Genomic DNA, 12,731 nt, shown 5'->3' with positions numbered 1-12,731 from the left:
CGGCCGCCCCACCCGGTCCACCGCCGCCGGGGGACAGCCTCTTCGACCTGATCAACGGGAGTTTCGGTACGTCATGACAAACGAAGAAAAGATGCTCGACCACCTCCGGTGGATGACGGCCGAACTCCACCAGACCCGGGAGCGGCTGCGCTCGGCCGAAGAACCCGAACCGATCGCGATCGTGTCGATGAGCTGCCGCTACCCCGGCGGCGTCCGCACCCCCGAAGAACTGTGGCAGCTCGTCGCCGAGGGCCGCGACGCCGTCGCCGGCTTCCCCGCCGACCGCGGCTGGGACCTCGACGGCGTCTACCACCCCGACCCCGACCACCAGGGCACCAGCTACGTCCGCGACGGCGGGTTCCTCGACGGCGCCGACGGGTTCGACGCCGGCTTCTTCGGGATCTCGCCCCGCGAGGCCCTCGCCATGGACCCCCAGCAGCGGCTCCTCCTCGAAACCGCCTGGGAGGCCTTCGAACGCGCCGGCCTGGACCCCACCACGCTGCGCGGCAGCCGCACCGGCGTCTTCGCGGGCGTCATGCACCACGACTACGCCACCGGCCCCCGCGACCTGCCCGAAGGCGTCGAGGTCTACCTCGGCAGCGGAAACGCCGGCAGCGTCGCCTCCGGCCGCGTCTCCTACGTCATGGGCCTGGAGGGCCCCGCCGTCACCATCGACACGGCCTGCTCCTCCTCCCTCGTCGCCCTCCACCTCGCCGCCCAGGCCCTGCGCCAGGGCGAATGCACCCTCGCCCTGGCCGGCGGCGTCACCGTCATGGCCAACCCCGACCTGTTCGTCGACTTCAGCCAGCAGCGGGGCCTCGCCCCCGACGGCCGCTGCAAGCCCTTCGCCGCCGCCGCCGACGGCACCGGCTGGGGCGAGGGCGCCGGTCTCCTCCTGCTGGAACGGCTCTCCGACGCCCGCCGCCACGGCCACCCCGTCCTCGCCGTCATCCGCGGCTCCGCCGTCAACCAGGACGGCGCCAGCAGCGGCCTCACCGTCCCCAACGGCCCCTCCCAGCAGCGCGTCATCCGCCAGGCCCTGGAACAGGCCCGCCTGACCGCACGCGAGGTCGACGCCGTCGAGGCCCACGGCACCGGCACCACCCTCGGCGACCCCATCGAAGCCCAGGCCCTGCTCGCCACCTACGGCCAGGACCGCACCCCCACCGACCGGCCGCTCCTGCTGGGCTCCGTCAAGTCCAACCTCGGCCACACCCAGGCCGCCGCGGGCGTGGCGGGCGTCATCAAGATGGTCGAGGCGATGCGCCACGGAGTCCTGCCCCGCACCCTCCACGTCGACGAGCCCACCCCGCACGTCGACTGGACCGCCGGAGCCGTCTGCCTGCTCACCGCCAACACCGACTGGCCCGAGACCGGCCGGCCCCGCCGGGCGGCCGTGTCCTCCTTCGGCATCAGCGGCACCAACGCCCACCTCATCCTCGAACGCCCCGAGCCGGACACCGCCGACGACCGGCCGGACACCGCCGACGACGGTCCGCGGACCGCACCGGCCCCGCAGCCCCCGGTCGTGGCCTGGCCCCTGTCCGCCCGCGGCCCCGAAGCACTGCGCGACCAGGCCCGCGCCCTGCTGGACCACCCCGCCGGCCACCCCGCAGACGGCGCCCCCCTCACCGACACCGCCCACACCCTCGCCACCGCCCGCGCCGCCCTCACCCACCGCGCGGCGGTCCTCGGCACCACCACGGACGAGCTCCGCGCGGGCCTGCGCGCCCTGGCCGACGACGCGCCCGCCGAGAACCTGGTCCACGGCACGGCCCGCCCCGACCCCCGCCTCGCGTTCCTCTTCACCGGCCAGGGCGCCCAGCGCCCCGGCATGGGACGCGAACTGCACGCCGCGCACCCCGTCTTCGCCGACGCCTTCGACCAGGCCTGCGCCCACCTCGACCGGTACTTCGACACCCCCGTACGGGACGTCGTCTTCGACGGCTCCCCGCTCCTGGACCGCACCGAGTACACCCAGGCCGGCCTCTTCGCCCTCGAAACGGCCCTCTTCCGCCTCGCCGAGAGCCACGGCCTGCGCCCCGACTTCCTCCTCGGGCACTCGGTGGGCGAACTGGTCGCCGCCCACGTGTCCGGCATGCTCCCGCTCGCCGACGCCGCCGCCCTCGTCGCCGCCCGCGGCCGGCTCATGCAGTCGCTGCCCGAGGGCGGCGCCATGGCCGCCGTGGAGGCACCGGAGGAGACCGTCCGCGCCCTCCTCACCCCCGGCGTCGACATCGCCGCCGTCAACGGTCCGCGGTCCGTGGTCGTCTCCGGCACCGAGAGCGCCGTCCTCGCCGCCGCCGGACACCTCGCCGCCGCCGGCCACCGCACCAAGCGGCTCAAGGTCAGCCACGCGTTCCACTCACTGCTCATGGAACCGATGCTGGACACCTTCCGCGGCGTCGTCTCCCGCCTGACCTTCCGCCCGCCCGCCATCCCCGTCGTCTCCAACGTCACCGGCCGCATCGCCACCGCCGAAGAGCTCTGCGAACCCGAGTACTGGGTGCGCCACGTACGCCAGGCGGTCCGCTTCCACGACGGCGTCCGCGCCCTCGCCGACCACGGCGTCACCACCTTCCTGGAACTCGGCCCCGACGGCGTGCTCACCGCCATGGGACAGAACTGCCTCGACGAGGACACCGGCATCCGCTGGAGCACGGCCCTGCGCCGCGACCAGCCCGAGCCGACCGCCTACACCAGGGCCCTCGCCGAGACCCACGCCCAGGGCGTCACGGTCGACTGGGACGCCGTGTACCCCGGCGCACGCCGCGTCGACCTGCCCACCTACGCCTTCCAGCGCGAGCGCTACTGGCTCAAGGCCGCCCCCGGGGCCGGCGACGTGACCTCGGCGGGCCTGGACCCGGCCGGCCACCCCCTCCTCGGCGCCATGGTGACGGTCGCCGCCTCCGACGACCTCCTGTTCACCGGACGCCTGTCGCTGTCCGCGCAGCCCTGGCTGGCCGACCACGCCGTCGCCGGCACGGTCCTGCTGCCCGGCACCGCCTTCGTGGAACTCGCCGTACGGGCCGGCGACCAGGTCGGCTGCGGCCTGCTGGAGGAACTGACGCTGCACGCCCCGCTGGTGCTGCCCGAACGCGGCGGCGTCCAGGTCCAGCTGGCCGTCGGCCCCGCCGACCCGGACGGCCGCCGCACCCTCACCGCGTACGCCCGCCACGAGGACGGCGCCTGGACCCGGCACGCCGAGGGCGTCCTCGCCCCGGCCGCCACCGCCACCGCGGACACCGGCCTCGGCGACACCTGGCCCCCCGCCGGTGCCGAGGCCGTCGACCTGGACCCCTTCTACCCGCGCCTGGCCGACGCCGGATTCGCCTACGGGCCCGCCTTCCAGGGCCTGCGGGCCGCCTGGCGGCTCGGCGACGAGGTGTACGCCGAGGTCGCCCTCGACCCCGACCGGCAGGAGGCCGCTGGCCGCTTCGGCCTCCACCCGGCCCTCCTCGACGCCGCCCTCCAGGCCGCCGGGGCGGGCAGCGGCCTGCTCCCCGCCGACGGTGGGGCACGGCTGCCGTTCGCCTGGCGCGAGGTAGCCCTGCACGCCACCGGCGCCCGCAGCCTGCGCGTCCGGCTGAGCCCGGCCGGCGAGGACGCGGTCGCCCTGACCGCCACCGACGAGACCGGCCTGCCGGTCGCCACCGTCGCCTCCCTCACCCTGCGCCCGATGACCCCGGGCGGGACGACCCGGACCGCCGACACCCTCTTCGCCCTGGACTGGGCGGCGGCCCCGGCGGGCGGGGCCCTGTCCGGGGGCAGGGCGTACGAGGTGGACGGCTCCGACGGCGTCCGCCCCGCCCTGGGCCGGGCCCTGGAAGCCCTCCAGGGGTCCCTCGCGGACGCGGGGGAGGAGCGCCTGGTGTTCGTGACCCGGGGTGCGGTCGGCGAGGACGTACGCGACCGGGCGGCTGCCGCCGTATGGGGTCTGGTGCGCTCGGCGCAGTCGGAGCACCCCGGCCGCTTCCACCTCCTCGACCTGGACGAGGGCGTCGACCCGACGCCGTACCTGACCTCACCGGAGCCGCAGCTGGCGGTGCGCGGGGGAGCGGCCCGCATCCCGCGCCTGCTCCGGGCCCCCGCCCCGGTGGCTTCCGAGGGGCTGTCCTTCACCGAGGGCGGCACGGTCCTGGTCACGGGCGGTACCGGCGTCCTGGGCCGGGCCGTCGCCCGCCACCTGGTCGCCGTCCACGGCGTACGCCACCTCCTGCTGGCCTCGCGTTCCGGCGGCGCCGAGGACCTCGTCGCCGAACTGTCCGAGGCGGGTGCCTCGGTCACCGTCGCCGCCTGCGACGCCGCCGACCGCGACGCCCTCGCCGCCCTCCTGGCCTCGATCCCCGCCGCGCACCCGCTCACGGCCGTCATCCACACCGCCGGAGTGGTCGACGACGGAGTGATCGAGTCCCTCACCCCCGAACGGCTCGACGCGGTCCTGCGCCCGAAGGCGGACGCGGCCGACAACCTCCACGAACTCACCGCCGGCCTGGACCTGTCGGCGTTCGTCCTCTTCTCCTCCGCCTCGGGTCTCCTGGGCGCCCCGGGCCAGGGCAACTACGCCGCCGCCAACGCCTACCTCGACGCCCTCGCCCAGCACCGGCGCGAGCAGGGCCTCCCGGGCATCTCCCTCGCCTGGGGCCTGTGGGCCGAACGCAGCGGCATGACCGGCGCCCTTGACGCCACCGACGTCGACCGCATCTCCCGCGGCGGCATGGCAGCCCTCGCCACCGAGGAGGCCCTCGCCCTCCTCGACACCGCCCCCGCCCACGACCGGGCCGTCCTCTTCCCCATGCGCCTCGACCTCAAGGCGCTCCCCACCGGCCCCTCCCTGTCGCCCGTCCTGCGCGCACTCGCCGGAGCGAGCCGGCCCCGGCCTACCGCCGGCGCGGCGCCCCGTACCGGGGGCACCCCCCTCGGACAGCGGCTGGCGGCCCTGCCCGAAGACCGGCGCACCCGGACCCTCCACGACCTGGTCGCCACCGAGGTGACCGCCGTACTGGGCCACCGCGCACCGGCTGCGCCGGAGCCCACCCAGGTGTTCAAGGACCTCGGCTTCGACTCCCTGTCCGCCGTCGAGCTGCGCAACCGGCTCAGCGCCGCGACCGGGCTGCGGCTGCCGGCGACCCTGATCTTCGACCAGCCGACCCCGGCCTCCCTCGTCGCCTACCTGAAGGCCCGCCTGGTCGATACCGGCGACGCCAAGGCGTCCGCCACCGCCACCACCGCGCTCAGCGCCGACGAGCCGATCGCCATCGTCGGCATGAGCTGCCGCTTCCCCGGCGGGGTCCGCTCCCCCGAGGACCTGTGGCGGCTGGTGCTCTCCGGCGGCGACGCCATCGGCGACTTCCCCGCCGACCGCGGCTGGGACATCGACTCCCTCTACCACCCCGACCCCGCCCACGCCGGCACCTCGTACGTCCGCGAGGGCGGCTTCCTCGACGGGGCCGCCGACTTCGACCCCGTGTTCTTCGGGATCTCCCCGCGCGAGGCCCTCGCCATGGACCCCCAGCAGCGCCTGCTGCTGGAGACGGCGTGGGAGACCTTCGAACACGCCGGGATCTCCCCGGCCTCCGTACGCGGCAGCCGCACCGGCGTCTTCACCGGCGTCATGTACCACGACTACGTCAACCTCCTCCACGACCAGGAGGGCCTGGAGGGCTACGCGGGCAACGGCAGCGCCGGCAGCATCGCGTCCGGCCGCATCGCCTACACCCTCGGCCTCGAAGGTCCCGCCGTCACCGTGGACACGGCCTGCTCCTCGTCCCTGGTGTCGGTGCACCTCGCCGGCCAGGCCCTGCGGCAGGGCGAGTGCACCATGGCCCTCGCCGGCGGCGTGACGGTCATGTCCGGCCCCAGCACCTTCGTGGAGTTCAGCCGCCAGCGCGGCCTGGCCCCCGACGGCCGCTGCAAGCCCTTCGCCGCGGGCGCCGACGGCACCTCGTGGTCCGAGGGCGTCGGCATGGTCCTGCTGGAACGCCTCTCCGACGCGCGCCGCAACGGGCACCCGGTGCTCGCCGTCGTGCAGGGTTCGGCGGTGAACCAGGACGGCGCGTCCAACGGCATGACCGCCCCCAACGGCCCATCCCAGCAGCGTGTCATCGAACAGGCCCTGTCCAGGGCGCAGTTGACGGCGCGTCAGGTCGATGTGGTGGAGGCCCACGGCACGGGCACCACCCTCGGTGACCCCATCGAGGCGCAGGCGCTCCTCGCCACCTACGGCCAGGACCGGGAGGAGGACCGGCCGCTGCTGCTGGGCTCGGTCAAGTCGAACCTGGGCCACACCCAGGCCGCGGCGGGCATGGCCGGCGTCATCAAGATGGTCATGGCGATGCGCCACGGCATCGTGCCGATGACCCTGCACGTGGACGAGCCGACCCCGCACGTGGACTGGTCGGCGGGCGCCGTGCGCCTGCTGACGGAGCCGGTGCCGTGGCCCGAGACGGGCGAGCCGCGCCGCGCGGCCGTGTCCTCCTTCGGCATCAGCGGCACGAACGCCCACACCATCCTCCAGGAGGCCCCGCAGGAGCCCGCCGCCGACCCGGCCGCCACCACCCCGGGACTGCCCGTATGGGTGCTGTCCGGGCGGGACGCGGAGGCGGTGCGGGCCCAGGCGGGCCGGCTGCTGGAGCGGGTGTCCGCCGACCCGGAGCTGGAGCCGGCCGACGTCGCCTTCTCGCTGGCGACCACACGTGCCGCGCTGGGTACCCGCGCGGCCGTGGTGGCCGCCGGCCGTACGGACCTGCTGGCCGGCCTGGAAGCCCTGGCCGGGGGCCGCCCGGCATCCGGAGCCGTCGAGGGCGCGGTCGCCGGCGGGAGGTACGCCTTCCTGTTCTCGGGCCAGGGCGCGCAGCGTCCGGGGATGGGGCGTGAGCTGTACGAGGCGCAGCCGGTGTTCGCCGCGGCGTTCGACGAGGTGTGCGCACACTTCGACCTCCCCCTCAAGGAGCTGGTGTTCGGGGGCGGGGAGGAGATCCACCGCACCGAGAACACCCAGCCGGCCCTCTTCGCGATCGAGGTGGCGCTGTACCGCCTGGCGGAGTCGCTGGGCCTGCGTCCGGACTTCGTGGCGGGTCACTCGATCGGCGAGATCGCCGCCGCGCACGTGGCCGGGGTGCTGTCCCTGGCGGACGCGGCCCGGCTGGTGTCGGCCCGCGGCGCCCTGATGGGCGCGCTGCCGGAGGGCGGCGCGATGGTATCCGTGCGCGCCACCGAGGACGAGGTCCGCCCGTTGCTGTCCGCCGATGTGGACATCGCGGCGGTCAACGGCCCCTCCTCGGTGGTGGTTTCCGGCGCCGAGGCGGCCGTCCTGGAGGTGGCCGCGCAGCTGGCCGAGCGGGGCCACAAGACCAAGCGCCTCACGGTCTCGCACGCCTTCCACTCCCCGCTGATGGAGCCGATGCTGGAGGCCTTCCGCGAGGTCGCGGAGGCCCTGACCTACTCCGCCCCCTCGATTCCGGTCGTCTCGAACGTCACGGGTGAGCAGGTCGCGGAGTTCTCGGCGGACTACTGGGTCCGTCACGTGCGGGGTGCGGTCCGTTTCGCGGACGGGGTCCGGTACCTCGCCGAGGAGCAGGGGGTCGGTCACTTCCTGGAGCTGGGTCCGCAGGGCGTTCTCGCCGCCATGGCGGGGGAGTCGCTGCCGGAGGCCTTCTCCGGGCTGCTGACCCCGGTGCTGCGCAAGGACCGCCCCGAACCCGCCGCCTTCCTCGGCGCCCTCGCCGAGGCCTGGACCCGGGGCCTTCCCGTCGACTGGGCACCCCTGCTCCCCGGACGCCGCGTCGACCTGCCCACGTACCCCTTCCACCGGCAGCGCTACTGGCCCGGCACCGACCACGCCCCGACGACCGGCGCGGCGGAGCCGACGTCGCCGCTGGCCAAGCGCCTGGAGGCGGCCGACGACCCCGGACGCGTCCTGCTCGACCTGGTCCGCGACACCATCGCCACCGTCCTCGGACACACCGCGCAGGAGACGGCGGACCCCGACCGGGCCTTCCGCGACTTCGGCTTCGACTCGATGACCGCCGTCGAGTTCCGTACCCGCCTCGGCACCGCGACCGGGATCGCGCTGCCCGCGACCCTCGTCTACGACCACCCGACCCCGGCCGCCCTCGTCACGTACCTGCGCACCGAGATCCTCGGCGGCACGGGCACCGGACCGGCCCGCGTACGCCGCGCCGTCGGCAGCGACGAACCCATCGCCATCGTCGGCATGAGCTGCCGCTTCCCCGGCGGCGTCGGCTCCCCCGAGGACCTGTGGCGCCTCGTCGCGTCCGGAACCGACGCCATCTCGCCCTTCCCGGACGACCGCGGATGGAACATCGGGGGGCTCTACGACCCGGACCCCGACCACCAGGGGACGACGTACACCCGGCACGGAGGCTTCCTCCGCCAGGCCGCCGAATTCGACGCCGGCTTCTTCGGGATCTCCCCGCGCGAGGCCCTCGCCATGGACCCCCAGCAGCGCCTGCTGCTGGAGGTGGCGTGGGAGGCGTTCGAACGCGCCGGGCTGCCCCCGGGCGCGGCCCGCGGCAGCGGGACCGGCGTCTTCGTGGGCACCAACGGCCAGGACTACACGGCCCTGGTGTCGCAGTCCTCCGAAAGCCTGGAGGGCTACCTCGGCACCGGCGGCGCCGGCAGCGTGGCCTCCGGCCGCATCGCCTACGCCCTGGGCCTCGAAGGACCCGCCCTGACCGTCGACACGGCCTGCTCGTCCTCCCTCGTCGCCCTGCACCTGGCGACGGAGGCCCTGCGGCGCGGCGAATGCGAACTGGCCCTGGCCGGCGGCGTCACCATCATGTCGACCCCCCAGTCGTTCATCGACTTCAGCCGCCAGCGCGGCCTGTCGCCCGACGGCCGCTGCAAGCCCTTCGCGGCCGCCGCCGACGGCACCGGCTGGTCCGAGGGCGTCGGCATGCTCCTCGTCGAGCGGCTTTCGGACGCCCGCCGCAACGGGCACCGGGTCCTCGCGGTGGTCCGCGGATCGGCCGTCAACCAGGACGGCGCGAGCAACGGCCTGACCGCCCCCAACGGCCCCTCCCAGCAGCGCGTCATCCGCCAGGCCCTCGCCAACGCCGGCCTGACGGCCCGGCAGGTCGACGCCGTCGAGGCCCACGGCACCGGCACCCCGCTCGGCGACCCGATCGAGGCGCAGGCGCTGCTGGCCACGTACGGCCAGGACCGCCCCGAGGACCGGCCGCTGCACCTGGGATCCCTGAAGTCCAACATCGGCCACACCCAGGCGGCGGCGGGCGTCGGCGGCGTCATCAAGATGGTGATGGCGATGCGCCACGGCGTCCTGCCCCGCACCCTGCACGTCGACGCGCCCACCCCGCACGTCGACTGGGAGGCCGGCACGGTCGCGCTGCTCACCGAGAGCGTGGCCTGGCCGGAGACCGGACAGCCGCGCCGCGCGGCCGTGTCCTCCTTCGGCATGAGCGGCACGAACGCCCACCTGGTGCTCGAACAGAGCCCGCTCGACACCCCGGACGAGGGTACGGAGACCACCGGGACCCCCGTGCCCTGGCTGCTGTCCGCCGCCTCGGCGGAGGCCCTGCGCGGACAGGCCCGCCGCCTGCGCGACCACGTCGCGGACCGGCCGGCCCTCGACCCGGGCGCCGTCGGCCGCGGCCTGGCCACGGCACGCACCCTGTTCCCGCACCGCGCCGTCGTCATCGGAGCCGACAGCGCCGAGTACCTGAGCGCGCTCGACGCCGTGGCACGCGGCGAAGCCGACACCGACCTGCTCCGGACACCGGCCCCGTCCGCGTTCCTGTTCTCGGGCCAGGGCGCGCAGCGTCCGGGGATGGGCCGTGAGCTGTACGGGGCGCAGCCGGTGTTCGCCGGGGCCTTCGATGAGGTGTGCGCGCACTTCGACCTGCCGCTGAAGGAGCTGGTGTTCGGGGGCGGGGAGGAGATCCACCGCACCGAGTTCACCCAGCCGGCCCTCTTCGCGGTCGAGGTGGCGCTGTACCGCCTGCTGGAGTCCTACGGCATCCGCCCCGACTTCCTGGCGGGTCACTCCATCGGTGAGATCGCCGCCGCGCACGTGGCCGGGGTGCTGTCGCTGGCGGACGCGGCCCGGCTGGTGTCGGCCCGTGGTGCGCTGATGGGCGCGCTGCCGGAGGGCGGCGCGATGGTCTCCGTCCAGGCGGCCGAGGCCGAGGTCCGCCCGCTACTCCGCTCCGATGTGGACATCGCGGCGGTCAACGGGCCCTCGTCGGTGGTGATTTCAGGCGCCGAGCGGGCCGTACTGGAGGTGGCCGCGCAGCTGGCCGAGCGGGGTCACAAGACCAAGCGCCTCACGGTCTCGCACGCCTTCCACTCCCCGCTGATGGAGCCGATGCTGGAGGCCTTCCGCGAAGTCGCCGAGTCCCTGACCTATGCGGCTCCGGCGATCCCGGTCGTCTCCACCCTGACCGGCACCCTCGCCACCGCCGGGGAACTGACCTCCCCCGCCTACTGGGTGACGCACGTCCGCGAGGCCGTCCGCTTCCACGACGCCATGCGCCACCTGGAGACGGCCGGCGTCCGCACCTACCTGGAGATCGGCCCCGACGCCGTCCTCACCGCCATGGGACAGGCCTGCCTCGACGAACCCGCCACCCTCCTGCCCCTGCTGCGCCGCGACCGCTCGGAGTCGCGCACCCTGCTCGAAGCCCTCGGCCGGGCCCACGCGCGCGGCGTCGCCCTCGATCTGCCCGCGCTCTTCGCGGGCGCACCGGCGGCCCCCGCCGACCTCCCGACGTACGCCTTCCAGCACGAGCGGTACTGGCCGCGCATCGCGGAACAGCCCGCGGTGCCCGGCTGGCTCGTACCGCGAAGCGGTACGGAAGACGCCCTCGACGACCTCCTCTACCAGGTCACCTGGCAGCCACTGGACACAGCGCTGCCCGCCGTCCTGTCGGGGCGGTGGTTGGTGGTGTCGGCGGTGGCGGGTGCGGACTTGGTGGGTGTGTTGTCGGCGTCGGGTGTGGAGGTGGTGGAGCTGGTGGCGGCTGGTGGTTCCCGTGGGGAGCTGGCCGGGGCTCTGGCGGGTGTGGGTGCTGTTGAGGGTGTGGTGTCGCTGCTGGATGTGGCGGGGTCGTTGTCGTTGGTGCAGGCGTTGGGTGATGCCGGTATCGGGGGCCGGTTGTGGTGTGTGACGCGTGGTGCGGTGTCGACGGGTGTGTCGGACCGTGTGGTGGATCCGGTGCGGGCGCAGGTGTGGGGTCTGGGTCGGGTCGCGGCGTTGGAGTTCGGTGAGCGGTGGGGTGGTCTGGTGGACGTCCCGTCGGTGCTGGATGACATGACCGGGGGCCGGCTGGCTGCCGTACTGGCCGGCGGTACGGGTGAGGATCAGGTGGCGGTGCGTGCGGAGGGTGTGTTCGTCCGTCGTCTGGTCCGGGCGCCGTTCGTGCCGGTGGTGGGTGAGGGCTGGCGGCCTGATGGTCCGGTGCTGGTGACCGGTGGTACGGGTGCGTTGGGTGTGCGGGTGGCGCGTTGGCTGGCTTCGGCGGGTGCGACGGACCTGGTCCTGACGAGCCGTCGGGGTCCGGATGCTCCGGGTGCCGCGGATCTGGTGGCCGAGCTTGCGGGGTCGGGTGTGACGGCTTCGGTGGTGGCGTGTGATGTGGCTGACCGGGATGCGGTGGCGAAGCTGCTGGTGGAGTTCCCGGTGTCGTCGGTGTTCCATGCGGCGGGTGTGCTGGATGACGGTGTGCTGGAGGGTCTGACTCCGGAGCGTCTGGCGACGGTCCTGGGTCCGAAGGCGGATGCTGCGTGTCATCTGCACGAGCTGGCCGGTGAGATGGGCCTGGAGTTGTCGGCGTTCGTGTTGTTCTCTTCGTTCGCGGGTACGGTCGGTGGTGCCGGTCAGGGCAATTACGCGGCGGCCAACGCCTGTCTGGACGCCCTCGCCGAGCAGCGCCGCGGCGACGGACTGCCCGCCACCTCCATCGCCTGGGGCCCCTGGGCCGACAACGGCATGGCCGCGGACGAGACCGTCGCCGAACGCATGCGCCTCGCCGGCATGACCGGACTGGCCACCGACACGGCCTTCGCCGCGGTCGACCGCGCCCTCGGCCGGGGCGACGCCACCCTGACCGTCATCGACATCGACTGGGAGCGCTTCGCGCCGGGCTTCACCGCGGCCCGCCCGAGCCCGCTCCTCGCCGGCATCCCGGAAGCCGTCCGTCCCGTCGAACCGGACGGCGCCGACGCCGGCCTCGCCGCACGACTGGCGGCCCTGCCGGCCGCCGCCGAGCGCAGCGACGTACTGCTCGACCTGGTCCGTACCCAGGTGGCCGCCGTACTCGGCCACGGATCACCGCAGCGCGTGGACGCCGAACAGCCCTTCAAGGGCATCGGCTTCGACTCCCTGACGGCGGTCGAACTGCGCAACCGGCTCGGCCGGGCCACCGGCCTGACCCTGCCCGCCACCGTCGTCTTCGACCACCCCAACCCGGCCGCCCTCGCCTCCTACCTGCTCACCGAACTGTGCGGGGACCTCGGCGGGGCCGACCCGGAGGAGGACCGGATCCGCCGGGCGCTCGCCTCGATGCCGCTCTCCCGGATCAGAGAGGCCGGCCTGCTGGAGGTGCTCCTGGACCTCGCGGGCCTCGAAGGGGCCGCCGCGCAGGACGCGGCGGCCGACCCGGACGACACGGCCCCGGAGGACATCGACGCGATGGACACCGACGCCCTGATCCGTCTCGCCATGGACAACACGGACTCCTGACGGTCCGGGA

1 protein-coding gene and 1 pseudogene are annotated in these 12,731 nt (G+C 74.7%); both read left to right on the top strand.

Features of this window, described 5'->3' with window-relative positions; genetic code table 11:
- Window positions 1-73 precede the first annotated feature (73 nt).
- A pseudogene (locus OG295_RS40405) lies at window positions 74-124 on the top strand (hypothetical protein); the annotation flags it as partial.
- A gap of 21 nt (window positions 125-145) precedes the next feature.
- Window positions 146-12,721, top strand: coding sequence for a type I polyketide synthase (locus tag OG295_RS40400; protein WP_371681560.1), 12,576 nt, complete (start codon window positions 146-148; stop codon window positions 12,719-12,721).
- The last annotated feature ends 10 nt before the right edge of the window (window positions 12,722-12,731 follow it).

The organism is Streptomyces sp. NBC_01276, from assembly GCF_041435355.1.
Taxonomy (GTDB): Bacteria; Actinomycetota; Actinomycetes; order Streptomycetales; family Streptomycetaceae; genus Streptomyces.
Note: the sequence above shows the minus strand (reverse complement) of the source record. Positions and strands in the feature narration are given on the sequence as shown.